The 26,615-nt window shown below is 61.6% G+C and carries 16 protein-coding genes and 2 tRNA genes; 6 read left to right on the forward strand and 12 right to left on the reverse strand.

From position 1 onward, the window contains the following. Together ACI3GR_RS18390 and ACI3GR_RS18395 are read right to left on the reverse strand one after the other, a co-directional pair. The coding region (locus ACI3GR_RS18390) for an Ig-like domain-containing protein (protein WP_407496513.1) at nucleotides 1-6,440 on the reverse strand (6,440 nt) is incomplete at its 3' end. Between the two features lie 764 nt (nucleotides 6,441-7,204). Continuing rightward, nucleotides 7,205-7,288 (reverse strand) — tRNA-Leu (locus ACI3GR_RS18395). Nucleotides 7,289-7,432: 144 nt separating this feature from the next. On the opposite strand from ACI3GR_RS18395, the gene ACI3GR_RS18400 reads away from it, so the two are divergent. The 5 genes from ACI3GR_RS18400 to ACI3GR_RS18420 all read left to right on the forward strand — a co-directional run bounded on the left by ACI3GR_RS18400 (nucleotide 7,433) and on the right by ACI3GR_RS18420 (nucleotide 12,822). After that, nucleotides 7,433-8,011 carry a YqaA family protein gene (locus tag ACI3GR_RS18400; protein ID WP_407496515.1) on the forward strand — a complete coding sequence of 193 codons (579 nt, stop codon included), beginning with the start codon at nucleotides 7,433-7,435 and terminating at the stop codon, nucleotides 8,009-8,011. Beyond that, a complete protein-coding gene (locus ACI3GR_RS18405; RefSeq protein ID WP_407496517.1) occupies nucleotides 8,008-8,466 on the forward strand; it encodes a disulfide bond formation protein B in 459 nt (152 codons plus the stop codon). The genes ACI3GR_RS18400 and ACI3GR_RS18405 overlap by 4 nt, the downstream gene beginning before the upstream one ends. Before the next feature lie 166 nt (nucleotides 8,467-8,632). Further along, nucleotides 8,633-9,493 carry a MaoC/PaaZ C-terminal domain-containing protein gene (locus ACI3GR_RS18410; protein WP_407496519.1) on the forward strand — a complete coding sequence of 287 codons (861 nt, stop codon included), beginning with the start codon at nucleotides 8,633-8,635 and terminating at the stop codon, nucleotides 9,491-9,493. 22 nt (nucleotides 9,494-9,515) lie between these two features. Next, complete coding sequence (locus tag ACI3GR_RS18415) at nucleotides 9,516-10,388, forward strand: SDR family NAD(P)-dependent oxidoreductase (protein WP_407496521.1); 873 nt, start codon at nucleotides 9,516-9,518, stop codon at nucleotides 10,386-10,388. 10 nt (nucleotides 10,389-10,398) lie between these two features. Beyond that, nucleotides 10,399-12,822 carry a CaiB/BaiF CoA-transferase family protein gene (locus tag ACI3GR_RS18420; protein ID WP_407496523.1) on the forward strand — a complete coding sequence of 808 codons (2,424 nt, stop codon included), beginning with the start codon at nucleotides 10,399-10,401 and terminating at the stop codon, nucleotides 12,820-12,822. Nucleotides 12,823-12,829: 7 nt separating this feature from the next. On the opposite strand, the gene ACI3GR_RS18425 is transcribed toward ACI3GR_RS18420, so the two are convergent. Beyond that, entirely contained in the window at nucleotides 12,830-13,843 is a 1,014-nt protein-coding gene (locus tag ACI3GR_RS18425) for a LacI family DNA-binding transcriptional regulator (RefSeq protein WP_407496525.1), read from the reverse strand. Between the two features lie 158 nt (nucleotides 13,844-14,001). On the opposite strand from ACI3GR_RS18425, the gene ACI3GR_RS18430 reads away from it, so the two are divergent. Further along, nucleotides 14,002-15,447, forward strand: coding sequence for a mannose-1-phosphate guanylyltransferase/mannose-6-phosphate isomerase (locus ACI3GR_RS18430; protein ID WP_407496527.1), 1,446 nt, complete (start codon nucleotides 14,002-14,004; stop codon nucleotides 15,445-15,447). Between the two features lie 178 nt (nucleotides 15,448-15,625). Here the strand turns inward: ACI3GR_RS18430 and ACI3GR_RS18435 are convergent. From ACI3GR_RS18435 to ACI3GR_RS18475, 9 genes are all read right to left on the reverse strand, one after another. Beyond that, a tRNA-Ser gene (locus ACI3GR_RS18435) sits at nucleotides 15,626-15,715 on the reverse strand. 194 nt (nucleotides 15,716-15,909) lie between these two features. Continuing rightward, nucleotides 15,910-16,560 (reverse strand): DUF1236 domain-containing protein, encoded by a 651-nt coding sequence (locus ACI3GR_RS18440; protein ID WP_407496529.1) that lies wholly within the window; start codon nucleotides 16,558-16,560, stop codon nucleotides 15,910-15,912. Between the two features lie 222 nt (nucleotides 16,561-16,782). Further along, nucleotides 16,783-19,212: a DUF3772 domain-containing protein gene (locus ACI3GR_RS18445; RefSeq protein WP_407496531.1), complete on the reverse strand. Its 2,430-nt coding sequence runs from the start codon at nucleotides 19,210-19,212 to the stop codon at nucleotides 16,783-16,785. After that, nucleotides 19,209-20,240, reverse strand: a complete 1,032-nt coding sequence (locus tag ACI3GR_RS18450; protein WP_407496532.1) for a cysteine synthase A — start codon at nucleotides 20,238-20,240, stop codon at nucleotides 19,209-19,211. The genes ACI3GR_RS18445 and ACI3GR_RS18450 overlap by 4 nt, the downstream gene beginning before the upstream one ends. Nucleotides 20,241-20,293: 53 nt before the next feature. Next, nucleotides 20,294-21,406 carry an NUDIX domain-containing protein gene (locus ACI3GR_RS18455; protein ID WP_407496533.1) on the reverse strand — a complete coding sequence of 371 codons (1,113 nt, stop codon included), beginning with the start codon at nucleotides 21,404-21,406 and terminating at the stop codon, nucleotides 20,294-20,296. A gap of 10 nt (nucleotides 21,407-21,416) precedes the next feature. Beyond that, nucleotides 21,417-21,869 (reverse strand): TrgA family protein, encoded by a 453-nt coding sequence (locus tag ACI3GR_RS18460; RefSeq protein WP_407496534.1) that lies wholly within the window; start codon nucleotides 21,867-21,869, stop codon nucleotides 21,417-21,419. 43 nt (nucleotides 21,870-21,912) lie between these two features. Continuing rightward, nucleotides 21,913-23,121 carry a class I SAM-dependent methyltransferase gene (locus tag ACI3GR_RS18465; protein WP_407496536.1) on the reverse strand — a complete coding sequence of 403 codons (1,209 nt, stop codon included), beginning with the start codon at nucleotides 23,119-23,121 and terminating at the stop codon, nucleotides 21,913-21,915. Nucleotides 23,122-23,208: 87 nt separating this feature from the next. Beyond that, a complete protein-coding gene (locus ACI3GR_RS18470) occupies nucleotides 23,209-24,633 on the reverse strand; it encodes a cryptochrome/photolyase family protein (RefSeq protein WP_407496537.1) in 1,425 nt (474 codons plus the stop codon). A 120-nt stretch (nucleotides 24,634-24,753) separates the two neighbouring features. Next, nucleotides 24,754-26,406: a BCCT family transporter gene (locus tag ACI3GR_RS18475; RefSeq protein WP_407496539.1), complete on the reverse strand. Its 1,653-nt coding sequence runs from the start codon at nucleotides 26,404-26,406 to the stop codon at nucleotides 24,754-24,756. Nucleotides 26,407-26,615: the final 209 nt, after the last annotated feature.

Raw genomic sequence — 26,615 nt, forward strand, 5'->3', positions numbered from 1 at the left:
ACCGTCGCGGTGCCGTTCTGGGCGCCGGTCACATTGGTGATGCTCAGCGGATCGTTCTGCGGATCGCTATCGTTCGCAAGCGCGTTGATCGTGATCGCATTGTCTTCCGCGGTGGTTGCCGTGTCGGGCTCTGCCGTCGGGGCGTCGTCAACTTCGTTCACCTTGACCGAAACGGTCGCGGTATCGGTTGCGCCATCGGGATCGGTCAGCGTGTAGCTAAACGTCTCGGTTCCGGTGAAGCCTGCATTCGGCGTGAACTGAATCTGGCCGTTCGGCAGAACCGTGGCGGTGCCGTTGGTGGGCTCCTGCCCCGGCTCGATCGAAACGGTCAGGTCGGCCTTGGCGTCGTCCACGTCGGTGTCGTTGCCCAGCACGTCGATGGTGACAGCCGTGTCTTCATCCGTCGTGTCCTGATCGTCGTTCGCAACAGGTGCGTCGTTCACCGGGGTCACGTTGACGGTGATCGTCGCCGTGTCGGTGTTGCCGTCGGGATCGGTGACCGTGTAGGTCAGCGTCTCGGTCCCGTTGAAATCAGCATCCGGCGTGTAAACCACCTGGTTGCCGATCACGGTCGCGGAGCCGTTGGTCGCACCGGTCACGTCGGAGATGGTCAGCGGATCGTTCTGCGGATCGCTGTCGTTCTCCAGAGCGTTGATGGTGATCGACGTGTCTTCCGCGGTGGTTGCCGTGTCGGGCTCTGCCGTCGGGGCGTCGTCAACTTCGTTTACCTTGACCGAAACGGTCGCGGTGTCGGTTTCCCCATCGGGATCGGTCAGCGTGTAGCTGAACGTCTCGGTTCCGGTGAAGCCTGCATCCGGCGTGAACTGGATCTGGCCGGTCGGCAGAACCGTTGCGGTGCCGTTGGTGGGCTCCTGCCCCGGCTCGATCGAGACGGTCAGGTCGGTCTTGGCGTCGTCAACGTCCGTGTCGTTCGCCAACACGTCGATGGTGACGGCCGTGTCCTTATCGGTCGAGTCCATGTCGTCTTCAGCAACAGGCGCGTCGTTGACCGGGGTCACGTTGACGGTGATCGTCGCCGTGTCGGTGTTCCCGTCCGGATCGGTGACCGTGTAGGTCAGCGTTTCCGTGCCGTTGAAGTCATCGTTCGGCGTGTAGACAACCTGGTTGCCGATCACGGTCGCGGTGCCGTTGGTGGCCCCGGTCACATCCGTGATGGTCAGCGGATCGTTCTGCGGATCGCTGTCGTTCTCAAGCGCGTTGATGATGATCGCCGTGTCTTCCGGCGTCTCCTCGGCGTCGTCCACCGCGACAGGCGCTTCGTCAACCTCGTTCACCTTGACCGAAACGGTCGCGGTATCGGTTTCACCATCGGGATCGGTCAGCGTGTAGCTGAACGTCTCGGTTCCGGTGAAGCCCGCATTCGGCGTGAACTGGATCTGGCCGTTCGGCAGAACCGTAGCCGTGCCGTTGGTCGGCTCCTGCCCCGGCTCGATCGAGACCGTCAGGTCCGCTTTGACATCGTCAACGTCCGTGTCGTTCGCCAGCACGTCGATGGTGACGGCCGTGTCCTTATCGGTCGTGTCCATGTCGTCTTCAGCAACAGGCGCATCGTTCACCGGCGTCACGTCTACCGTGATCGTCGCCGTGTCGGTGTTCCCGTCCGGATCGGTAACCGTGTAGGTCAGCGTTTCCGTGCCGTTGAAGTCATCGTTCGGCGTGTAGACAACTTGGTTGCCGATCACGGTCGCGGTGCCGTTGGTGGCCCCGGTCACATCCGTGATGGTCAGCGGATCGTTCTGCGGATCGCTGTCGTTCTCAAGCGCGTTGATGATGATCGCCGTGTCTTCCGGCGTCTCCTCGGCGTCGTCCACCGCGACAGGTGCTTCGTCAACTTCGTTCACCTTGACCGAAACGGTCGCGGTGTCGGTTTCCCCATCGGGATCGGTCAGCGTGTAGCTGAACGTCTCGGTTCCGGTGAAGCCTGCATCCGGCGTGAACTGGATCTGGCCGGTCGGCAGAACCGTCGCGGTGCCGTTCGTGGGCTCCTGACCCGGCTCGATCGAGACGGTCAGGTCCGCTTTGACATCGTCCACGTCGGTGTCGTTGCCCAGAACGTCGATGGTGACGGCCGTGTCTTCATCCGTCGTGTCCTGATCGTCGTTCGCAACAGGTGCGTCGTTGACCGGAGTCACGTTGACGGTGATCGTCGCCGTGTCGGTGTTTCCGTCAGGATCGGTGACCGTGTAGGTCAGCGTTTCCGTGCCGTTGAAGTCCGCATCCGGCGTGTAAACAACCTGGTTACCGATCACGGTCGCGGTGCCGTTGGTGGCCCCGGTCACGTCCGTGATCGTCAGCGGATCGTTCTGCGGATCGCTGTCGTTCTCAAGCGCGTTGATGATGATCGCCGTGTCTTCCGGCGTGTCCTCGGCGTCGTCCACCGCGACAGGCGCTTCGTCAACTTCGTTCACCTTGACCGAGACGGTCGCGGTGTCGGTTTCCCCATCGGGATCGGTCAGCGTGTAGCTGAACGTCTCGGTGCCGGTGAAGCCTGCATCCGGCGTGAACTGGATCTGGCCGGTCGGCAGAACCGTGGCGGTGCCGTTGGTCGGCTCCTGACCCGGCTCGATCGAGACGGTCAGGTCGGTCTTGGCGTCGTCCACGTCCGTGTCGTTCGCCAGCACGTCGATGGTGACGGCCGTGTCCTTGTCGGTCGTGTCCATGTCGTCTTCAGCAACAGGCGCATCGTTCACCGGGGTCACGTTGACGGTGATCGTCGCCGTGTCGGTGTTGCCGTCGGGATCGGTGACCGTGTAGGTCAGCGTCTCGGTCCCGTTGAAATCAGCATCCGGCGTGTAAACCACCTGATTGCCGATCACGGTCGCGGTGCCGTTGGTGGCCCCGGTCACGTCAGAGATGGTCAGCGGATCGTTCTGCGGATCGCTGTCGTTCTCAAGCGCGTTGATGATGATCGACGTGTCTTCCGGCGTGTCCTCGGCGTCGTCCACCGCGACAGGCGCTTCGTCAACTTCGTTCACCTTGACCGAAACGGTCGCGGTGTCGGTTGCACCATCAGGATCGGTCAGCGTGTAGCTGAACGTCTCGGTTCCGGTGAAGCCTGCATCCGGCGTGAACTGGATCTGGCCGGTCGGCAGAACCGTCGCGGTGCCGTTGGTGGGCTCCTGCCCCGGCTCGATCGAGACGGTCAGGTCGGTCTTGGCGTCGTCCACGTCGGTGTCGTTGCCCAGAACGTCGATGGTAACGGCCGTGTCTTCATCCGTGGTGTCCTGATCGTCGTTCGCAACAGGTGCGTCGTTGACCGGGGTCACGTTGACGGTGATCGTCGCCGTGTCGGTGTTGCCGTCGGGATCGGTGACCGTGTAGGTCAGCGTCTCGGTCCCGTTGAAGTCGGCATCCGGCGTGTAAACCACCTGGTTGCCGATCACGGTCGCGGAGCCGTTGGTAGCCCCGGTCACGTCGGAGATGGTCAGCGGATCGTTCTGCGGATCGCTGTCGTTCTCCAGAGCGTTGATCGTGATCGACGTGTCTTCTTCGGTCGTCGCCGTATCGGGCTCTGCCGTCGGGGCGTCTGCGACATCATTCACAGTGATGGTGATCGTTGCCGTGTCGGTCAGATCACCGTCGGTCACGGTGTAGGTCAACGTTTCCGTGCCCACGAAACCGGCGTTCGGCGTGTAGACCACCTGGTTGTTGACGACCGTTGCGGTGCCGTTGCTTGCGCCGGTCACCTGCGTGACGGTCAGCGCGTCGCCATCGGGATCGCTGTCGTTTGACAGCACGTTCACGGTGATCGTGGTGTTTTCATCGCCAGAAGCCGTGTCGTCGGTTGCCACAGGTGCGGCGTTCTGCGGATCGTCCTTCAGGATGCGTTCGATCTGTTCGAAGGTCAGCGTGCGACCGTCGGAGAAGGTGACCGTACCGGCGGTGGCGAAGTTGTCGTTCGCATCAGCCGCTTCGGTGATGGTGACCTGCCCTGCCCCACGCAGATCGAGCGTGTCGATGTCGGTGTTCTGATCCGGGCCGTTGCCGCCGACGATATGATCGCCCGCGCCTTCGTCGGCGCTGGAGACAACAAACGTATCGTCGCCGCCTTCGCCGTACATCATGTCTGCGCCTTCACCACCCGTGATGGTGTCGTCGCCGCCTTCACCGTTGAAGCCGTCGCCAGCCGTACCGGGGGCGTCAAAGTAGATGTCGGTGATCCAGATACCGGAGTTGGTCGAGCCGTCCTGGCTGTGTTCGACGATGATCTTGGAGACCGGGCCGTCGATGGACACCTGAAGGTTATTCGCCGCGTCTTCTTCGTCGCGGTCCACGTCCTGGTTGGAGCGCGCAATGCTGCCGTTGACGTCGATGCCGGAGCCCGCGTTCAGATCAACGGGGATCTGCTGACCATCGGGGCCGAACGCGATGACCTTGACCACGCCATCGGTGTCCAAGTCATTGATGTTGAACTCAACATTCGTGACAGCCTGATCAAAGGTCCACTGGAAGTCGCCTTCGTTGCCGTGGCCTTTGGTTTCGGATTTCAGACCGGAGTTGCTGTCGACCGTTTCGCCACCGCCGTCGATACCGGAGGTGTTCAGTTCGGTCGCGTCATCGACGGTCGAGATATGTTCGTTGGTGTCTTTGATACGTGCATAGGTGACGTTGACCGAACCGGTGTTCTGAACAAAGCCAGCATCGGCAGTCGCATCATCGTAGCCCTGCCAGTTGAAGCTTTCGCGGTCGCCGCCGCCGTTGCCGTTCACGTCTTCTGCGTTGTCGCCATAGATGATGTCGGCGCCTGCGCCGCCTTCCATCTCGTCGTCGCCCATGTTGCCGTACATGGAGTCGTCGCCAGAGCCGCCCAGCATGGTGTCGTCGCCACCATCAGCGGAGCCGCCGCCGGGGTTACCGACGGTGCCTTCAAGCGCGTCGAAGTAGATGTCGGTGACGTTGATTTCCGACGTGTCATGGCCGTTCTGGGTGTGGGTGACTTCAAGGCGCACGATCGGCGCCGCGATGTTCACCAGAACCGAATGCGCCGGATCGGTGTCCGCGCTGGTGTCGTCGCCGTAATGGGTGACGACTTCTTTGCCGCCTGCACCGTCCAGATCGGACAGCGTCAGATGCGTACCGGATTCCGCCTGTACCGAGATATCGACCAGGTTGCCGTTCACGTCGTACGCTTTGATAATTACTTTAGAATCGGCGTCGATGTCATTGATACGGAACGAAGTATTACCAACTTCGGTCGAGAAGCCCCACTGGTAGGTCGCGCTTTCTTCGTTGGAATCCAAACGGGACGCCATCGAAGAGAAAGCGTCCGCACCGGTGCCGTCCGTGGTGATCGAATGGACCTTTTGCTGGTCCGTCTGGAACTTCGTCGTCGGCGATTCATTGGTGGTCTTGATCGAGAACGTCACATCGACCGAACCGGTGTTCTGAACGAAGCCACCGGAGAGGTTGTCGCCGTTGTCGATGGCACCATAGCCGTCGGGATCGGGCGCCTTGTCCCATTCGAACGACTCACGCTCGCCCGAGCCGCCGCCGGTGGAGCCACCGCCGTTGATGCCGTTGTCACCATACATGACGTCGGCACCCTTGCCGCCTTCCATGTAGTCGTCGCCGGAATTGCCAAAGAGCACGTCTTCGCCGTGCTCACCCTTGATGGTGTCGTTGCCTTCGTTGCCGTAGATCGTGTCGTCGCCCGATCCGCCCAGCAGACTGTCGTCGCCCGGCTGGCCGCCGTCGATGCCGTCAAACCCGCCCTGCGTGTAGTCGATGGACTTCAGCGTGCAGTATTTGTCGGTCCAGACTTCGATCTTGAAAGCGCCGTCCAGGTCGAGGTCCAGCTTGTAGAGGTCGAGCGAGGTGCTGACCTGGCCTTCGAACAGAACCTTACCGTCTTCGGCAAAGATTTTGACCTTTGCGCCATAGTGCGCGTTGTCGAACACCAGGCTTTTCAGCGAAACCGATTTGTCCAGGTTGAAGGTCAGGTGGTTATCCCACTGATCCCAGTAGGACAGTTTCTTGCAGACGATGTTCCCCCAGTCGAACCAGCTGGTGTAATCGTGGGAGTAATCCCAAAGGTCTTTACAGTCGTAGGTCTTGGAGACGGAACCTGCGGGCGCGCTATCGCGGGTTTCATCACCATAAATCACGTCATCACCACGGCCACCCAGCACGGTATCACCCATGCCGCCGCCGTAGACTTCGTCGTTTCCTTCACCGGAGTAGACCTTGTCGGCCCCGTTGCCCGCGATCACGATGTCGTCGTCACCGGTTTCCCCGAGGATCAGCGCGTCGTTCGCATCGATCTTGTCACCATCGGCATCCGTGTAACCTGCGCCGATCGTATCGTCGCCCGTGGTGCCTTCGACATAACCGTCACGCAGATCGGAGTTGGTCGTCGTGCTGCCCGAACCGGACGTGTCGTAATCGTGCTTGAGCCAATCCCAGAAAAAGAAACCCGTCATATTCTCACCCTCTTGATCCAGCGGTACCAAAAAGGCCCTACCGGTGTTGCGGCCGGTGCGCGCGCCGCGACACCGTCTCCAAAATCTGCGCCATGATCTGAAATTCTGTGCATGGCAGCCAAAAGAAGAAAACCATCCGGTTTTCGCATCAATTGGCGGCCGCGGGATCTAAAGATCCGCCCCGACACGCAGGCTACACATCCTTTCGGATGCATGACATTAGCTGGCCGCCCCATGGCCATCTGTCTTGCGCCCCCCAGTCGGGCACGTTCTGTTTTAAGCGGCGAAAGAAGGCGAACAAAGGAAAAAACATCGGAAAAATGATGTCCTATACTCATGCTTTGGCCACATTTTGGACTCAGTTCGCCGCGGGACAGGGGCTGAATCAGGGGCATTGTTTCCACCCATTTTCGGCAAAAATCCGCGGGAGAGTCATATTTCCAAGGACGCGTTAACGATTTCTTAGCCAACCGTTCGGTTAGCCGTTGCCCGATTGTTGACGATCCAGGAACAGCCACAACCTTGGCAATCCCGCCAGATTTGGTCCAAATTTCCGGTCAGATTGACGCAAACTTGTCCGGATTTCGGAACCAATCGGCGGGATTTCGAAAAGATTGGTTCCGGAAATATGGCGCAGACAGCCAACCGGTGTCCGAATCGTAAAGAAATCGAATCAAAATCCGTACATCGAGGCCGGTGAAAAATTTTCGTTGTATACCTGTGCGTTAGGGCAGTTGGGCTGCCCTTTGGCCGGGGACAGGCGCTGGTACCCAAGGCCGGACTCGAACCGGCACGCCCGAAGGCGGGGGATTTTGAATCCCCTGCGTCTACCATTCCGCCACTTGGGCGCCTGTCGCGGCCACGAGGGACCAAAGCCCCCCTGTGCCAGTGGGCTGTTCCTAACGCCGTCTCAAACGCGCGTCCAGATGGAAAGCGTCTTGACCCCACGGGGTGCGCGTGGTTCGTCGGCGCGGCATAAGAACCGGAACACCATGATGCGCAAATTATACGACTGGACCATCCGCATGGCGGATCACCACAACGCGCTGTGGGTTCTGGCGCTGGTGGCTTTTGCTGAATCCTCGGTCTTTCCCATCCCGCCCGATCTGCTGATGATCCCGATGATTATCGCGCGCCCGTCGCGAGCCTGGCTGATCGCGGGCGTGGCGATGTTCGCGTCGGTGCTGGGCGGGTTGCTGGGGTATGCCATCGGGGCGTTGGCGTTCGAAACCATCGGTCAGCCGATCCTGTCGGCTATGGGCAAAGCCGACGCCATGGCATCGTTCAACGAAACCTTCGTCGATGCGGGTTTCTGGGCCGTGCTGGGCGCGGGCATCACACCATTTCCTTACAAGGTCATTACCATCATGGCGGGCTGGACCGGGATGCCGCTGCTGACCTTCATCATCACCTCGATCCTTGCACGCGGATTGCGGTTCTTCATCGTGGCGGGGCTGCTGTGGTACTTTGGCGCGCCGATCCGTGACTTGATCGAAAAGCGGCTCGGCCTCTTCTTCACGATATTTTTCCTTGCCCTTATCGCGGGTTTTGCAGTGATTAAGCTCTTATGAATACGTCAAAACTTCTCACCATCTTCGCCGCAGGCGGATCGCTGGCGCTGTTGCTGGGGGCCTTCGGGTTCCAACACATCGGTGACCTTGCGCCCTGCAAACTATGCCTGTGGCAGCGCTGGCCCCACGCGGCGGCCGTGCTGATCGGCGGCGCGGTTCTGATCACCGGTCAAAAGGTACTGAACTGGCTGGGCGCGCTGGCAGCAGCGGCAACCGCTGGCATCGGGCTCTATCACACGGGCGTAGAGCGTGGCTGGTGGGAAGGCCCGTCGACCTGCACGTCATCGAGTGCAGGGAACATGTCTGCCGACGATTTCTTCAATCAGGTGATCGGCGCGCCCCTGATCCGCTGTGATGAGGTCGCTTGGTCCCTGATGGGCCTGTCCATGGCATCGTGGAATGCCATTGCATCGCTGATCCTGATGGCCTTCTGGGTGCGCGCAGCAACCCGCTGATCTGAAAAGATATTTCAACGGACACGCGCCGCATCCCTTCGCAGTTGCAGCGAAAATAGCCGCGCTGACCCCCTTGATGGAAACGTTTCCTCACAGCACAGTGGGCCGCAACACTGACCGCGGCGAACCGGGTTTACCCAGACCGCCGGTTGATAAGGAGACACCGATGCCCATCCCCGACAATCTGACCGATCTGCGCGCCGATCCCGTCACCGCGGAATGGGGCGACCGGGAGGTGATGCTTTATGCGCTTGGCATTGGCATGGGCGAAGACCCGATGGACGACGATGAGCTGGCCTTCGTCAACGAAGGCTGGATCACCGAACGCGATCCGGCGTTGCGGGTGGTGCCAACCTTTGCCTCTGTCGCGACATGGCACGCCCGGCCCCCGGCGATCGACATCAACCGCGTGATGGTGGTGGACGCCCAACGTGACATCACCTTTCACAAACCCCTTCCCGTCAGTGCAAAGGTCACCGCCGACAGCCGGTGGCTGGGCGCATGGGACAAGGGCGACAAGGGCGCAATTCTGGTCCGCGAAACCAAGGTGACGGACGAGGCCGGAGAGGACCTGTTCACCCTGCAGGGCACCACATTTGCCCGGGGTGACGGTAATTTCGGCGGCCCCAGCAGCGGCCAGCCCGAAACGCCCAAGGTTCCCGATCGCGCCCCGGACCAAAGCATCGTGATCCCCACGCGGCCCGGTCAGGCGCTGCTGTATCGCCTGTCAGGGGATCGTAACCCATTGCATTCAGACCCGGAATTCGCCGCACGCGCCGGGTTCAAGGCCCCTATCCTGCATGGCATGTGCACCTACGGCATCACCTGCCGCGCGGTGCTGGCCACATTCGCCGATTGGGACGAAACCGCCATCGCGCGCCACGCCTGCCGCTTTTCCGCGCCGGTCTATCCCGGTGAAATCGTGACGGTCGATCTGTGGCGCGACGGCAAAACCATCCAATTTCAGGCCAGCATCAAGGACCGCGGGGTCACCTGTGTCACAAATGGTCTGACAGAACTGCGATAGACTAAGGAAAACGGAGACAATCATGGGACTACTGGACGGCAAAGTTGCCATCATCACCGGCGCGGGCAACGGTCTGGGCGCGGCCTACGCCAAAGCCTTTGCTGCCGAAGGGGCCAAGGTTCTGGTCAACGATCTGGGCGGCGCGCGTGACGGGTCCGGCGGGTCCATCGGCCCGGCGCAACAGGTCGTGAACGATATCGAAGCCGCAGGCGGCACCGCCATTGCCAACGGCAACGATGTGTCGACCATGGAGGGCGGTCAGGCGATTTTCGACCAAGCGATGGAGGCCTGGGGCCGCGTCGACATTCTGGTCAACAACGCCGGGATCCTGCGGGACGAGACGTTCCACAAAGGGTCGGAAGAAAACTGGGATCTGGTGATGAAGGTCCACCTGAAGGGCACCTATTGCGTGACCAAGCCGGTCTATCAGTGGATGCGCGACAATGGCGGCGGTACGATCGTCAACACCTCGTCGACCTCGGGCCTGCTGGGCAACTTTGGCCAGTCGAACTATGGCGCGGCCAAGGGCGGCATCTATGGCCTGACCCGCGTGCTGTCGATCGAAGGTCGCAAATACGGCATCAAAGTCATGTGCATGAGCCCCTCGGCCCTGACCCGCATGACCGAAGACCTGCCGCGTTATCGCGAGCTGTCCGAAGGCGAAGACGGCTTCCCGGTCGCAGGCCTGCCCGACACGATTGCGCAGTCGATGCTATACATGTGTTCCGACCTTTGCGGGATGGAGAATTCCGGCAAGGTTCTGCACGTCGGACGCCCCGGCATTGCGGAACTTAAGGTCGTGCGTTCCGATGGGTGGGAACCCGATTACGCCTATTCCGCGCAGGATATCGCGGACCGCGCAGACCAGATCTTCTTTCCCGAAGACGACCAGTAAGGCTAGACCGATGAGTACATCCCCCCTGTCCCGTTTCCGTATCCTCGAAATCGGCGGGGGGGATGCCATCGCCTATTGCGGCAAGCTATTTGCCGACTTTGGCGCCGAGGTCATCAAATGCGAACCGAACGGCGGCGATCCACGCCGGGCTGAGGGTGCGCAGATCGACACGGGCCAAGGCCAGACCTCGGCCTTTCAGGCCTGGCTGAACACCAACAAGCTTTGCATCACGGCAGATCCCGCAACCGATGACGGCGCGGCGGTGATCCGCGAATTGCTGCCGTCTTGCGACCTGCTGCTGGACGGGCGCGCGCCGAAGGTAATCGACCAATCCTCGCTTCAACACAAGGACTTACAGGATGCCGACCCGGGACTGACCATCGTCGGCCTAAGCTGGTTCGGCAACCAAGGCCCCTATCGCGACTTTGAAGGCACTGATGCGGTTGTCCGGTCTTTGGCAGGCGTCGTCTATGAAGCTGGCCCAGCCGAGGGGCCGCCCATGCTGGCCACCGAAGGACAGGCCGCCGCCATCGGCGCGATGACGGCCTTCCTGCCCGCTGCGGCGACCCTTTGGGACGCCAAAAGCGGCGGGCGTCGGTTCACGTCGTCGATCCACGCGGCGATCAGCCATATCTCGGAATATGACATCGGGTTGCAGCTGGATCTGGGCAAGCGTGGCCGCGTCGGCGTCAACGTCTTTGGCCGCACCTACCCCGCCGGGCCTTATGCGACGGCCAAGGGCTGGCTGGGCGTGACGATCATGTCGCCCGCGCAATGGGTGTCGTTCTGCCATATGCTAGAGCTACCAGACTTGGGCGCGGACCCGATGTACGACACCGCCCCGAAACGGCAGGAACACGCAGAGGAGCTGGATAAGATCCTGCGGCCCCTGCTGCTGACCCGCCCCGCGGCAGAGTGGTTTGAGATGGGGATCAAAAACAAGGTCCCGCTGGCCATCCTTCCGGGCGTCGATGAAATCCAAGACCTGCAATTTCACAAGGAACGTCAAAGCTTTGGCACCGTATCCATCGGCGACGCACGATTTGACGCGCCGATCCTGCCGAACCAACTGACCGGTACGCCGCCGATCCGCGACGGGGTGGCCGAGATGCCCGGTCAGACCGATCGGTCTACCCTACCCGACCACACTCGCACCGCCCCTGCCAAGGTTGCCGAAGGCCTGCCGCTGCGCGATCTGAACATCCTTGATCTGTCGATGGGCTGGGCCGGTCCCTTGGCCGTGCGCCAACTGGCCGATCTGGGCGCAAATGTGATCAAGGTCGAAGCCTGCGAACATCAGGACTGGTTCCGCGGCATCGACACCCGCGGCCCCTATTACGAACTGAAGTACTACGAACGCCATCTGGGCTGGCAGTTCATGAACCGCAACAAACATGGGATCACGCTGGACATCTCAAGCCCCAAGGGCCGCGAGATCGTGTTTGAACTGGCCAAGACGGCAGACGTTGTGATCGACAGCTATGCCGCTGATATCATGCCGAAATACGGTTTGGATGCTGAGAAGTTTCTGGCCGTGAACCCGCAGCTTATCGTCCTGACCATGCCCGCCTTTGGGATGAAGACCAGCTGGCATTATGGCCGCGCCTATGGCTCCACCCTTGAACACGCCTCGGGCATGCCATCCGTTAACGGTCGCCCCGAAGATCCACCGGCGATGAGCCATGCCGTCATGGGCGATCCCATCGGCGGCATGACAGCGGCCTGTTCCATCCTGCAGGCGCTTCTGGCGCGTCAGGTCACCGGCACCGGTCAGCACATCGACATCGCGCAGGCGCAATGTCTGATCCCGCTTTTTGTTGAAAGCATCATCGACTACAGCGTGACGGGCAAGGTCCCTCCGCGTCTGGGCAACCGGCATCCGCGCTATGCCCCGCACGGATGCTATCGCCTGATGGGCGACGACAGCTGGCTGACGATCGCGGTGCGGACCGATGCGGAATGGGCGGCATTGTGCAGCGTCATTCATCGCCCCGATCTGGCCGCTGATCCCGCGCTGGCAACGGTCGACGGGCGGCGTACACATGCGGATCTGATTGATGCAGCGATCGGAGAATGGGCCCTGCTGACCCGGGCGTTCTCAGGCCTGACCGACCTGCAAGAGGCCGGGATCCCCGCAGGCGTCGTGCGCCAACCGCTAGAGCTGGGAAATGACCCCCATATGATCGCAACGGGCCGCTATCAGATCATGACACGCCCCTATATCGGGGCGCATATGCAGCCCCGGCCTGCTTATGTCGAAGGCGACGCGACCCAAGGCTACGACAACCGCATTCCCGCGCCCACAATCGGCCAGCACAATCGTGAGGTCTTGCAGGGCAAACTGGGACTGGATGACGCGCAATTCGATGCGCTGCTGACCGAGGGCATTATCGGTTTCGAAGCCCGCCCCAAGGCGGCGAAAAAGGCGGGCTGACAGGGGGTTAGTCTTCGGACACCCTTGCGCAGGACGCACGCTCGATCAGGTCATAGCGCAGGGTCAGATCCATCGGCACGTCCTGATCGCCGCGGATACGGCGCAGGACGCAGCCCGCGATCTCATCCACCAGAACCGTCCGGTCCATCCGCAGCGCAGTGATGGGCGGCACGTGGTCTTCGGCCATCGCGCTGTCCCCCACCGCAATCAGCGACATGTCCTGCGGCACGCGCAGACCCGCCACCGCCAAAGCGTTGAGCGCGGACGACAACACCTGCGTCCCCTGCACGATCATCGCGGTCGGCCGATCCGGCGCGCCAAGCCTGTCGCGCAACTGCGAAAAGACCGAGGCATTGGGCGTTTCCGGTTCAACTTTGGGCCCGACCGAAAGCCCCGCCCGGGCCATCGCCGCATCGAACGCGGCGTGCCGTTCGAGGCCCGGTCGCGTGTTCTGATGTGAAATAACCGGCAGGATACGCTGATGGCCAAGATCTGTGAGGTGCTTCACCGCCCCTTCGATCGCGGCGGCGTGGTCAAACACCAATCTATCCGCCGAAATCTCCATATCGCGATCCACCACGAAGATCGGCGCCGGGAAGTCGCGCAGCATCTGCAACAGCTCTGGGTCGTCCTGATGTCCCGGCGCGATGACAATGGCGTCCAGCCCACGTTCCGCAAAGGTCTGGATTGCACGGCGTTCGCGGTCCACCTTTGAAGAACTGGCGGTGATCAGCGTGACAAAGCCCTCATCCGCCAACCGATCCTGCAAGGAATTGAAAAGGCGCGCATAAAGCGGGTTTTCGAGGTCCGAGAAAAGGCATCCGATCAGCCGCGACGACCGCGACCGCAAGGCCCGGGCCGCGGCGTTGGGCTGATAGCCCATCTCGCGCGCGGCGGCGTGCACTACGTCCCGCGTACGGGCCAGAACCCCCGGCGCGCCGTTCATCGCCCGGGATGCGGTTCCCACCGACACTCCGGCCTTACGCGCCACATCCTTGATGGTAATTTTGCCTGTGCGCACCTGTCTTCCCCGTTGCGCCAACCCGTATACCATGCCAGACACGATGCGAACAGATTGGAAAGGCCGGGATTTCCGCGCTTTATTCATTGAATATTAACCAAGAATTGGCGAGCTGCTGATCGCGTCCCGCCAAAGCTTTGCGAGTTCGACCAAGCCCGATGCAGTCCCTTATCCACCCCATGATCCTTTGCGGCGGGTCCGGCACGCGCCTCTGGCCCCTGTCACGCAAATCCTACCCCAAGCAATTCGCCAAGCTGCGCGGGGATGATAGCTTGTATCAGGGATCGGCAATGCGTCTGTCCGGCAAAGGCTTCGCCGCGCCGACCGTCGTGACCTCATCCGACTTCCGCTTCATCGTGATCGAACAGGCCGCCGCTAAGGAAATCACGCCAGCCGAGGTGCTGATCGAACCCACGGGTAAAAACACCGCCCCCGCGATCTGTGCAGCGGCCTTGTCACTGGACGCGCGGCAGCCCGGCGCGCTGATGTTGGTGGCGCCGTCTGACCACCTGATCCCCGACACGGACGCCTTTCGCGCCACGGTGCACGCCGCCGTGCCAGCCGCGCAGGCCGGGCAGCTGGTGACCTTTGGCATCCGCCCCGACCGGGCGGAGACGGGCTATGGCTGGCTGGAACTGTCGCAGCCGACCGACGATTTCGCACCAGTGCCGCAACCGCTGAAGGCCTTTGTCGAAAAGCCGGACCGCGAGACGGCACAGACCATGTTGTCCGGCCAGAAACACCTGTGGAATGCAGGCATCTTCCTATTCTCGACCACGGCGATCCTGGACGCCTTCGCGACCCATGCACCCGACATTCTGTCTGCCTGCCGCGCGGCGCTAGAGGGGCAAGAGGTCGATCTGGCCTTCACCCGTCTTGACCCCGACGCTTGGGCACAACTGCCTGATATTTCGATCGATTACGCAATCATGGAGAAGGCCGACAACCTGACGGTCGTTCCCTACGCTGGCGCATGGTCAGACCTTGGTGACTGGCAGGCTGTCTGGCGTGAAAGCCCGCCCGATGACAACGGCGTGGCGCTGAACGGCCCGGCGACGGCCATCGATTGCACCGATACGCTGTTGCAGGCCACCAACGAAGGCCAGCCCGTGATCGGCATCGGCCTAAGCGACATCATCACTGTCGCCATGCCAGACGCCGTGCTGGTGGCCCATAAGGACCGCGCGCAGGACGTGAAACAGGCGGTCGCCGCGCTGAAGGAACAGGGCGTCCCGCAGGCAGAGACCCTGCCCCGCGATTATCGCCCCTGGGGCTGGTACGAAAGCTTGGTCGTCGGGTCCCGGTTCCAGGTTAAGCGGATCGTGGTGAACCCGGGCGGCGCGCTGTCGCTGCAAAGCCATGTCCACCGTGCGGAACATTGGGTCGTAGTGGAAGGCACCGCCAAGGTGACCGTCGACGACAAGGTGCAGCTGGTGTCGGAAAACCAGTCGATCTTTATCCCGCTTGGCGCTGTCCACCGGATGGAAAACCCCGGCAAGCTGCCCCTGACGCTGATCGAGGTGCAGACCGGGTCGTATCTGGGCGAGGACGACATCGTGCGCTACGAAGACGTCTATGCCCGTGGTCAGGGCGCAAAGGGCTAAGCAGCCGTTTCAGATTACACTTCAGGTGGGTCCCCCCATGCGTCTGGTGCTGCGCATGGGCCCAACCCTCGCACGCCAAGAACAGCGCAAACCCCACGCAGGCATACGACGAACAGCCCCGCAAAAACGGGGCAACCGACTGTCGCCTAAGCCTATTCGCTAAGTCACTGGGGGGTAGTGGCGGAGAGGAAGGGATTCGAACCCTCGAGACGGTTCCCCGCCTACACACTTTCCAGGCGTGCGCCTTCGACCACTCGGCCACCTCTCCGCCGCCGCTCTTACAAGAAGGTCCTCGGGGGGTTCAACCTGAATTTGCCCCTTCTGCCTCTTTGAGTGAAAAAAATGTGACGCCGCCTGCGATCAAGCCCTTACCGGACCCGCGTCAGCCGCGATCGCGGCGCAAAAGAAAAGGCCCGCCCCATGGGACGGGCGGGCCTTGACCGGCTTGTTAGCCAATGTGGGTTAGCGGATAACGCGCACGATGGTGCGGTCGTTGTCCACCAGCACGGGGTTCCCGTTGAGGTACACGTAGGTGTAGTCGGACTCGGGGATTGCCGACAGCTGCACCTCGGTCGGGATACCAGCGCCAACGACCACTTCGCCGTCTACGTAAACGGTGTCGACCGGGTTCGCAGTCACGTATTGAACGGTCTGCTCCGGTACGGATTCGTTGCCTGCGATAGCACCAACAGCAGCGGCACCAGCGACGGCCAGCGGGCCACCCACGGTTGCGGCGGCAAGGGCGCCGGCGCTCAGGCCACCGATGGCGGCGGCGGCTTCACGGTCTGCCTTGTTCAGGTCGACGGTTTCGACGTTCAGCGCCTGCGTGTTGTCATAGACAACCACCGGCTCGCTGTCCAAAGACGCGGTCAGGTACGGCGCATAGGCCCAACCTTCGGTGCCTTCATAGGTGACTTTGCACCATGCAGCGTTGGACACGCATTCTTCGACCATCACCATGGCTTCGCCCGGGATCACGTCCAGAATTTCACCGCGCGGGTCCGGCAGGTTGCGCAGGTTCAGGTCGGTGGTCGCGGTCGCTTCGGTCGAGGCGATGGCGGTGGTTGCGGTCAGGATGGCAGCGGCGCTCAGGCCAGCGATCTTCAGGGTCATAGTAAACTCCTCATATGTCGAAGGGCACGAAGGCGCCCTTCCCGTTTACGACGTCTCCGTCGCGGTGTGGGCAGACAACAGGGGGGTCATGGGGAATGTTCCAAGCCGCAGGGTTATAGCAGCGCAATCACAGGTTTTCAGGCAAAACATGGGGATAGGCGGTATCTCGCGCGATCTGGATCACGCGGCGGCGTCTATTCGCGCAAGCACGTGGCGGCGGCCTTAACGGTCGCCCTCGCCCTCTCCGGCGTCAGAGGCATCATTGTCCATGTCTTCGCGCGTTACCTGCTGGGCCGCGGCGGCACGTTCCTGCGGGCTCACCGGCTCTGACTTGGCAGTGGGTGCGGGATCGCCGCGCAGCGCCTCGGGATTGCGCAACCAGATATCGCGCTGTGCAAAGGGTATCTCGATGCCTTCGGCCGCAAAGCGTTCAGCGATCTGATGGTTCAGCTCGGTCTGGACCACGAGGATCGAGGTCACGTCGCGCAGGATGGCCCGGATCTCGAAATCCATCGAATCCGCGCCGAAGCCCTTGAAGTAGATGAAGGGCGGCGGGTTCAGCAGAACCTGCGGCTGTGCCTCGGCGACCTCTTGCAGGATCTCTTCGACCTTGCGGGTATCCGACCCATAGGCCACGCCCACAGGCACGATCACACGGCCCACAAGGTTGCCGCGCGTCCAGTTCGTCACGGTGCCCGACACCAGATCGGCGTTGGGCACAATCACGTCCGTCCGATCAAACGTCTCGATCCGGGTAGAGCGGACCGAGATATCGCGCACAAAGCCCATCTGCCCGCCGACCTCGATCCAGTCGCCGATGGCGACGGGGCGTTCGATCAGAAGGATGATGCCCGAAACAAAGTTCGACACGATGTTCTGAAGGCCGAAACCAATCCCGACCGATAGCGCACCGGCGACGATGGCCAGCGACGACAGATCCAGCCCCGCGCTGGTGATCGCGATGATGGCGGCCACAAAAATACCCACGTAGCCAAGGCCAGAGGCAACGGCATTCTGCCCGCCCACATCCATCTTGGTCTTAGGCAATACCGTGGTACGCATAGCGGCCTGCAGCAGGCGCGTGGCGACAAAGCCGATGGCAAAGACGATGACAAAGGTCAGGAAGTCGGTCGGGCTGATCCGGGTATCACCCAGAGAGAACCCGGCCAGAAACCTTGCCCAAAGCTCGGTCAGATCGGTGATGCGTGCGCCCCAGATCAACGCGAAGGCGGGCAGAGACAGAAGCACCAGCCCAAAGCCCGCCAGTACCGGGGCCAGCGCCTCTTTGACGCCGTCGCGGTTGCGCGAGAAGAGGATGTAAAGCTCTTCCACCAGCCGCTGCAGCACCACCAGCAGCGCCATCAGCATCAGCGACGAAATGGTGGGATAGACCAGCGCCTCGCCCGCGTTGAAATAGCCGATGGCGGCAAAGGCGGGGCCTGCGACGGCGGCGACCATGGTGATCCGCGCAAGGATCGACACCAGACGCTGACGGAAATCGGTGTCCGTCTCGCCCTCGGCCGGGGCTTTGGCGTGTTGCAGCAGCAGTTGCGCCAGACGCAGCAGCGTCAGGCCGGCCACGACCAGCAGCGGGAAGGTGATGACATTGCTGACCTCGGGCGGCCAGCCGGCGAAATCGCTGATCTGTTGCAGCGGCAGGAACAGCAGCAGCACGAACCCAAGGGTCAGCGCGTGGATGCGTCCCTCGGCCCGGCGGGTGGCGTCAAGATTCAGCAGCGGATCGAAGGTTTCGGACCGGGGGAAAAGCCGCCCCCCCAGCCAGCGCGCCGCGAAGAACTGGAACCCGGCCGCAGGCAGCGCCTGCACCACCATTTCGCCCCGCGCGCCCAGCATGTCGGTCGACAGCCCTGCAATCGCCAGAAAGATCAGACCGATGACCGGCACGATGATCTGACCCAAGGATATCGCAAAACCGGCCAGCCAGCGTTCTGCCGTGCGATGGCGGTCCAGCATCAGCACCAGCCGTTCCACCCAATACCGCCCCCGCACGATCAGCACGAAGGCCAGTGTCAGGAATAGCATCGTCATCGGCAGCGCCTGCCGGAATTCGCTGCGCCGCGCCAGATTGTTCCAATTGGTTTGAACGTCCGCGACGCTAAGACGGAAGAATTCCACCAGCGCTTCGACCGCCTGAGGCCAGATCACCGGGTTCAGCGGCGTTGGCCCCAGTTCCAACAGCTTGTCCGCCTGCCTGTCGCGCTGAATACGGTCGATCTGCGCGATCAGCGCATCCGCACGGCTAAAGGCAACCTCGGCCCGCTGCACGGGCGCGCGCAGTTCGTTCAGCCGTTCATTCAGGGTTTCACGCTGATCAGCCGTCTCTGGCGCTTCTTCGGCATCCTCGGGCTTGGGCCCTAGGGCATCCAACTGGGCGCGCACCGCTTCAATCGCGGCGGCGTTCTGGGTGCGGGCCGCCTGAAACGTCTGTCGCCAGTCCGTCAGTTCCGCGCGTAGGCCATCAAACGCCTCTTCCGACGCGGCGCCGTTTTCAATCGCCTCTTCCGCACGGGTCGCCACCGCACCCCAGGCCTCATAGTCGACCGATTGGGCAGACACGCCAGTGGCGCCACTTATCAGCAGCGCCACAGCAATCAAAAGCCATTGGAAAGCCCCGCGAAGGGCCTGGGTCATTCTTCGAAGACGCCGGGGATAGAACGTGGAGACTGAGACATCCATGCGGGTACGGGCAGGCCTTTATCCTTCAGGAAAGAAGGGTTGAACAGTTTCGACTGATACCGCGTGCCGTAATCGCAAAGGATCGTCACGATGGTATGACCCGGCCCCAGCTCTTTCGCCATGCGCACCGCGCCTGCAATGTTGATGCCCGAGGAACCGCCAACGCACAACCCTTCGTCGGCCAGCAGGTCGAACACGTAAGGCAGCGCCTCGTCGTCCGAGATCTGGTACATCAGGTCAGGCCGGAAGCCTTCTAGGTTCGCCGTGATGCGCCCCTGCCCGATGCCTTCGGTGATCGATCCCCCTGTCGGCGCGGCCTCGCCCGACTCGTACAGCGAATAGACGCCCGACCCCTTCGGATCGGCCAGCCCGATCTTTACGCCCTTGGGCTGCAGCGCCATGCCGACACCCGCCAGCGTGCCGCCCGACCCGACAGAGGCGACGAAACCGTCGACCTTGCCGTCCGTCTGTTCCCAGATTTCCGGTCCGGTGCTGTCGATATGCGCCTGACGGTTCGCGGTGTTGTCGAACTGGTTGGCCCAGATCGCGCCGTGGGGTTCCGATTTGGCAAGCTCTGCCGCCAGACGTTCGGAATAGCGGACATAGTTGTTGGGGTTCTTATAGGGGGCTGCGGGCACCTGAACCAATTCCGCCCCGGCCAGACGGATCATGTCCTTCTTTTCCTGGCTTTGAGTTTCGGGAATCACGATGACAGTCTTGAACCCCATCGACGCGCCGACCAGCGCCAGACCGATCCCGGTGTTGCCAGCGGTGCCTTCGACGATCGTGCCACCCGGCTCCAGCTGGCCCTTGGCGATGGCGTCCTTGATGATCCACAGCGCGGCGCGGTCCTTGACCGACTGACCGGGGTTCAGAAACTCGGCCTTGCCCAGAATGGTACAGCCCGTCTCCTCGCTGACTTTACGCAGTTTGATCATCGGGGTGTTTCCGACCGCGTGGGCCAGATCCTGAGCGACAAGCATGGGGTGTCCTTTCACATCTTGCCCTTCAGATGTAACGGCGTGGCTCGGCCAACTCAAGCCGAGGCGCGCAATCTGGACCGTTCGTGCGAAAGCCACGTCAGGGCGAGGATAAGTGGCATGTTATTCGCCTCGCCTCGGGACAAAAGGTCTTGGGCCTGCGCCCAACTAAGAACATGAGTCCGAATGTCTTCGTTTTCGCTTTCTTCCCCGTGCAGGCCTTCGATGCCATCCGGCAGGTCACACAGGCCCAGAAAGACGTGGAAATATTCGGTCGAATAGCCGGGCGTCGGATAGCCCGACCCGATGCGTTCGATCCCTCGCAGATCCAGCCCCGCCTCTTCCTGCGCCTCGCGGCGGGCGGTGTCTTCGGGGGTTTCACCGGGGTCCACGCGGCCTGCGACCGGCTCTAGCATCCAAGGGTATGTCGCGCCGCGCCGCCACGGGCCCATGCGGAATTGTTCAACCAGCAGGATACGGTCGCGTACGGGATCGTATGGCAGGATGATCGCAGCTTCGGCGGCGACAAAGACCTCTCGGGTCAGGGTGTCGGACAGCCCGCCCGCAAAGGTCGGATGGCGCAGGGCCACGGTTTCCGTCACGAAATATCCAGCGTGATCGGCTGTCTGCGATTGCACCTCGACCTGAGTGGCGGACGCGTCGGACCCAACCAACGGTCGCGACATCTCTGTCGCCTCGACCCGGCTATGCGCACGCGCTTCGGCCTGAGGACGGCGGAATTGCAGATCGGCACCTGAAAAGCGACCGAAATAGCCCATCAGTTCATCCGCAGCGAACATCGTTCTAGGGGCCGCCTGCGCAACCCATTGATCCAGCGACCATTCCCCATGTGGCGGCGCACCGGGACCATCGGGGCGAAACACCTGCGCATCCGTGGTCACACCATCGATCAAGACCGTCACAGGCACGGCATGATACCCAAAAGCATCCTCGTAATGGACCAACCGGTCCAGCGCATCCTGATCAACGTCGATGACAGCGCCATGCGCTACGGCGCCCGTGTCCGGCACCAGAACAGGGTAGACGTCCCCCTCTACCCCCGCCACGCGCCAATCCGGCAGCTCAGCAGGCGTCAGCGTCAGACGTGCGCCGCTGACCCGTTGCAACAAAGGCGGGTACAGCAGCGTTCCGAACAGAAAAACCTTCACAAGCGAACCCTTACCGGCCCGGCCACTTTTGACCGGCCAGATGCGCGAGGATCCCGGTGATCGCCCCGCCAAAGACCAGCCAGACAAGGATCGTGGTGTTCGTCAGCGCCTGACCATAGCGCATGGCGATCGGCTGAATGCCATAGATCACCTTCATCGGATCGTGGAACCGACGCTCCATCGCGATGCCAAAGGATTCCAGCGTCGACACGATCAGCACCACCCAGAACACCGTCATGGCAACAGCCGTCAGCCCCACACCGATGGCGTTCAGCATCCCCAGCCTGCCCCGATCCGCGCGGCGTCCAAGGATCAGCCAGCCACAGGCCGCCCCCAGCACAACGCACAGCAGCACGAAATTACCGGTGCTATTCAGTTGAAGAACCTGTTTCGACAGGCCGCTGACGACCCAGCCGATAAACGCCAGACAACAGGCAGAGATGATGCGGGCAGCGGTGGGCATTCGGGCTTCTCCTTGTGTGGCCCGGCCCCCGCTCGATCAGGGGTCAGGCAGGCCGCGTAATGGTGATCTGCGTGACATCACAATTACCGCCCTCAAACGCACCCGCGCAAGAGGTGAGGTAGAAATTCCACATCCGCCGGAACCGATCATCAAAGCCCATATCGGCAATCTGGTCCCATTTGTCGTTGAAGGTTTCATGCCAACGCCGCAGCGTCTGGCTGTAGCTATGGCCGAATTCGATCGACTTCAGCACGCTCAGCCCAGACTTCTCGACCTCTGCCCGCAGCACCGATGGGCTGGGCAACATGCCACCCGGGAAGATGTACTTCTGAATGAAATCCACGCCCTTGCGGTAGGTCTCCCACCGCTTGTCCTGCACGGTGATGATTTGCAGCGTGGCGTTCCGGCCGGGATTCAGGCGGTCGCGCACGGTGTTGAAATACGTAGGCCAGTATTTTTCACCCACGGCCTCGAACATCTCGATCGAGGCGATGCCGTCGTACTGCCCCGTCTCGTCGCGGTAGTCCTGAAGCTTCAGATTAACCTGATCAGAAAGTCCAGCCTTTTCAATGCGTTCCCGCGCATACTTGAGCTGCTCCTGAGAGATGGTCAGCCCCGTCACACGCAGCCCGCGTTCCTTCGCAGCATATTCCGCAAAGCCGCCCCAGCCGCAGCCGATTTCCAGCACGTGATCGCCGGGCTGCACGCCCATCTGATCGACCATGGATTTATACTTGGCCCGCTGCGCCGCCTCGAGGCTTTCCTGCCCCGTCTCGAACAGCGCCGACGAATAGGTCATGCTGTCGTCCAGCCACAGCGCGTAGAACTCGTTCCCCAGATCATAGTGGTACGAGATATTCTTGCGCGCCTGTTCCTTGGTGTTGCGGTTCATCCAGTGGCGCAGTCGCTCATAGACGCGCACGAACCCCATGCCGGGGAAACCGTCATACAACTCATCATTGCCCGCATGCAGCAGGTCCATGAAGGCCATCAGATCAGGCGTGGACCACCATTCATCCAGATAGGCGTCACAGAACCCCAGATCGCCTTCGCGGATCAGCCGGGCGAAGGTATCGGGGTTATGCACGTGCAGTTCGGCCACAGGGCCGGGACGCGCACCTTCGGCCCGAAACACCCGCCCGTCCGGCAGATGGAAATCCAGACGTCCTACCGGCATTTCAGACGCCATCTGAAAGACTTGCGCGAAATATCGGGGCAGGTTTTTTTCACCCTTGAGGTCGGTTTTGATCATGGCGCGTGCTCCCGTGCTTTCAGATAGGGTAACCTGAAGCGGGCCCGTGGCAAAATTATTGTTAACGTTTGATGACATAACCATGGGTCACTCCTGATCGGACTTAAGTTTGTCATAGGCGGCAAGCGCGGCTTCGCGCCCCTCGCTTAGCCCCACGACGGGGTCGGGGTAAGGATCGTCGGGCGACAGGCCCCAGCTTTCCGGTATCGCGTCAAAATAGCTAAGCGCTGTCTTGGTCGGGTTGGATTGCCCTTCGGCAATCCACGCGCGGACATACTCCCCATCGGGGTCGAACTTTTCCAACTGCGTGTCCGGGTTGAAGACGCGGAAGTAGGGCGCGGCGTCAGGGCCACAGCCCGCAACCCATTGCCATCCCATGGAATTCGACGCGATGTCCCAGTCGGTCAGGCAATCTTCGAACCATTTCTGACCGACACGCCAATGCACCAGACAATGCTTGGTCAGATAGGACGCCACCACCATCCGCGCACGGTTGTGCATCCGCCCCGTCACATACATTTCCCGCAAGGCGGCATCGACAAAGCGGATCCCGGTGCGCGCCTGTTTCCAGGCCTTCACCTCTTTCAGCCGCTCATCCTCGGTCCAGCCAAAGTCGTCCCAGCCCTCGCGCCAGTTTTCATCCACCAGACGCGGGGTGTGGTACAGCAGATGATAGGCAAACTCGCGCCAGACCACCTCTTTGCGGAAATGCTCGGCCCCCTTCTTGCCGTCGGCCTCTCCTCTCAGCGCGGCGTGCCACAACTGCCGCGGAGAGATCTCGCCCACCGTCAGATATTCCGACAGGCCAGAGGTCGCCTCTTCCCCCGGAAAATCCCGACGGTCCTTGTAGTCTTCCATCCGGTGCGCCGAAAACGCGGCCAACGCCGCGCTTGCCGCGTCTTGCCCGGGCTTGCAATGCTGGGCGACCACATCAGCGCCTCGGCGCATCGCGGTCTCCATCTGCCGATCGTCCAGCGCATCGCTGTCAGGCCAGCTTCCGGGCGCGGTCAGGTCCGGGGCGGACAGCGGTTCGTCCACCTCGCGGTCTTTCACCGCCCGCCACATGGGCGAATAGACCTGGTACATCCCGCCCTGCTTCGTCTCCACGTCCCATGGCTCAAAAATCAGGTGGCCATGGAACGACTGCGCATCGATGTCCCGATCCTTCAGGGTGGATTTAATCCGGCTGTCGCGCTCGATCGCCTCAGGGTCATACAATCGCGACCAGTAAACCGCGTCGGCCCCGGTCTCTTCGATCAGCTCGTCCAGCACCTCTTGCGCGGGGCCACGCCGCAGGATCAGCCGCGATCCGGCGTCTTCCAGCGTTTTGGAAAACACCCGCAACGCCTGCGCCAGTCGCCACTTGGGCGCCGCGCCCAGATTGGCCACGCTGTCGTCATGGATAAAAACGGGAATGACGGCGCCACGTTCGGCTGCCGCTACGAAGGCCGGGTGATCTACCAGCCGCAGGTCGCGCCGAAGCCAGACCACAGTCAAATTCTGTCCACTCATAAGCATGTTACGTAGCTCAGCGGACAGTCGGATCAAAAGAAAAGAGGGCCATGACAGCCCCCTTTATCCTCTTGCCAGAAATATCCCGGAGCGCGAGGCAGAGCCTCACCCCCGCGGGGGTTATTTCGGCTCTGCTTTCAGGCCGCGATAGATCGCGTAGCACATCATCAACAGCACCACCGTAAACGGCAGACCGGTCGAGATCACCATCGACTGCAGCGACGCAAGACCGCCCGCAGACAACAGCAGCACGATGGCCACGGCGCCTTCGAAGATGCACCAGAACACGCGCTGCGGGACAGGTGCGTCGACCTTGCCGCCTGCCGTGATCGTGTCGATCACCAGCGAGCCGGAGTCCGACGAGGTCACGAAGAACACGATGACCAGCACGATCCCGATCAGCGAGGTGATCCCCGCCAGCGGCAGCGCGTCCAGCATCTTGAACAGCTGCAGCGGAAGCGCCGCATCCTGTGCTTCGGTGTAACCGTCCTGAACAACCTGCTGGATCGCCACGCCACCAAAGACCGACATCCACAGAACGCAAACCAGCGACGGGATCAGCAGAACGCAGATCACGAACTCGCGCACGGACCGGCCACGGGACACGCGGGCGATGAACATGCCGACGAACGGTGACCAGGAAATCCACCACGCCCAGTAGAAGGACGTCCAGCCTTGGCTAAAGTTCACGTCCTCACGACCGATGGGATTCGACAGCGCAGGCAGGTACTGGAAGTACGCACCAAGGTAGTCGACAAAGCCCGTCAGGATCGCCAGCGTCGGCCCTGCTATCAGCACGAAAAGCAGCAGCAGGAAGGCCAGGCCCATGTTGACCTCGGACAGGACCTTCACGCCCCCGTCCAAACCCCGCAGGACCGAGATCAGGGCAATCGCCGTGATGCCGGAAATTAGCAGAACCTCGGTGGTGGACCCAATCGGCACGCCGAACAGCTCGTTCAGACCTGCGTTGGCCTGCGTTGCCCCAAAACCCAGCGATGTCGCCAGACCAAAGAGCGTCGCGAACACGGCCAGCGTGTCGATGACGTGGCCCCACCAGCCCCAGACGCGATCGCCAAGGATCGGGTAGAAAGCCGAGCGGATCGTCAGCGGCAAGCCCTTGTTATAGCTGAACAAGGCCAGCGCCAGCGCCACAACCGCATAGATCGCCCAGGGGTGCAGACCCCAGTGGAAGATCGTTGCCGCCATGCCCAGCCGGATCGAGGCTGCTTCGTCCCCTGCGGCCGCGCCAAGCGGGGCCCAGTCGGTCCGGACGCCACCTTCGGAGGCCGTTCCACCAACCGAAGAGGAGAAGTGGCTCATCGGTTCGGACACGCCATAGAACATCAGGCCGATGCCCATACCGGCCGCGAACAGCATCGCGAACCAACCAATGTAGGTGTAATCCGGCGTCGCCTCTTTCCCGCCCAGTCGCACATTGCCCAAGGGCGTGACGATCAGCAGGATACAGAACAGCACAAAGATGTTGGCGGCCCCAAGGAAGAACCAGTCAAAGCCCTTGGTCACGAACGAAAAGAGCCACGAAAAGACAGCCCCCGCCTGTTCAGGCAAAGCCAGCGTGTAGAACACGAAGACCATGATCGACAGGCCCGAGATCATGAAGACCGGGTTGTGAATGTCGAACCCGAAGGGCCCCACGTTACCGTCAATGTTGTTTTGCCCGATTTCGTAATCAGTTTCGATGATTTCGGTCGCACCATCGGGCTCGGGAATACCCGGTGCGACTTCATCTGGTTGTTCTGGAGTGTCAGTCATGTCACGTCCCCCTAGTTTGCTCATCCCGGTTCTGCGACCGGGTCAGAGATGGCTGGCCCGAGCGGGTATCGCGCGGCACCATTGCTATAAACGTAGCGGGTAATCTGCTTAATCGATAGGCATCAACGCCATGTTAAGTAGAAAAAGCGACATTACACATGCCGCTTACTGAATGAAGTAGCTGACTCTTTCGTCAAAGGCCGCACAGG

Origin of the sequence: Pseudooceanicola aestuariicola, from assembly GCF_045763785.1 — a bacterium.
GTDB lineage: Bacteria > Pseudomonadota > Alphaproteobacteria > Rhodobacterales > Rhodobacteraceae > Pseudooceanicola.

Excerpts from the sequence above, each read along its gene's own strand:
- ACI3GR_RS18400 (WP_407496515.1), top strand. The coding sequence starts at position 7,433 with ATGATGCGCAAATTATACGACTGGACCATCCGCATGGCGGATCACCAC.
- ACI3GR_RS18405 (WP_407496517.1), top strand. The coding sequence starts at position 8,008 with ATGAATACGTCAAAACTTCTCACCATCTTCGCCGCAGGCGGATCGCTG.
- ACI3GR_RS18410 (WP_407496519.1), top strand. The coding sequence starts at position 8,633 with ATGCCCATCCCCGACAATCTGACCGATCTGCGCGCCGATCCCGTCACC.
- ACI3GR_RS18415 (WP_407496521.1), top strand. The coding sequence starts at position 9,516 with ATGGGACTACTGGACGGCAAAGTTGCCATCATCACCGGCGCGGGCAAC.
- ACI3GR_RS18420 (WP_407496523.1), top strand. The coding sequence starts at position 10,399 with ATGAGTACATCCCCCCTGTCCCGTTTCCGTATCCTCGAAATCGGCGGG.
- ACI3GR_RS18430 (WP_407496527.1), top strand. The coding sequence starts at position 14,002 with ATGCAGTCCCTTATCCACCCCATGATCCTTTGCGGCGGGTCCGGCACG.
- ACI3GR_RS18440 (WP_407496529.1), bottom strand. The coding sequence starts at position 16,560 with ATGACCCTGAAGATCGCTGGCCTGAGCGCCGCTGCCATCCTGACCGCA.
- ACI3GR_RS18445 (WP_407496531.1), bottom strand. The coding sequence starts at position 19,212 with ATGACCCAGGCCCTTCGCGGGGCTTTCCAATGGCTTTTGATTGCTGTG.
- ACI3GR_RS18450 (WP_407496532.1), bottom strand. The coding sequence starts at position 20,240 with ATGCTTGTCGCTCAGGATCTGGCCCACGCGGTCGGAAACACCCCGATG.
- ACI3GR_RS18460 (WP_407496534.1), bottom strand. The coding sequence starts at position 21,869 with ATGCCCACCGCTGCCCGCATCATCTCTGCCTGTTGTCTGGCGTTTATC.
- ACI3GR_RS18465 (WP_407496536.1), bottom strand. The coding sequence starts at position 23,121 with ATGATCAAAACCGACCTCAAGGGTGAAAAAAACCTGCCCCGATATTTC.
- ACI3GR_RS18470 (WP_407496537.1), bottom strand. The coding sequence starts at position 24,633 with ATGAGTGGACAGAATTTGACTGTGGTCTGGCTTCGGCGCGACCTGCGG.
- ACI3GR_RS18475 (WP_407496539.1), bottom strand. The coding sequence starts at position 26,406 with ATGACTGACACTCCAGAACAACCAGATGAAGTCGCACCGGGTATTCCC.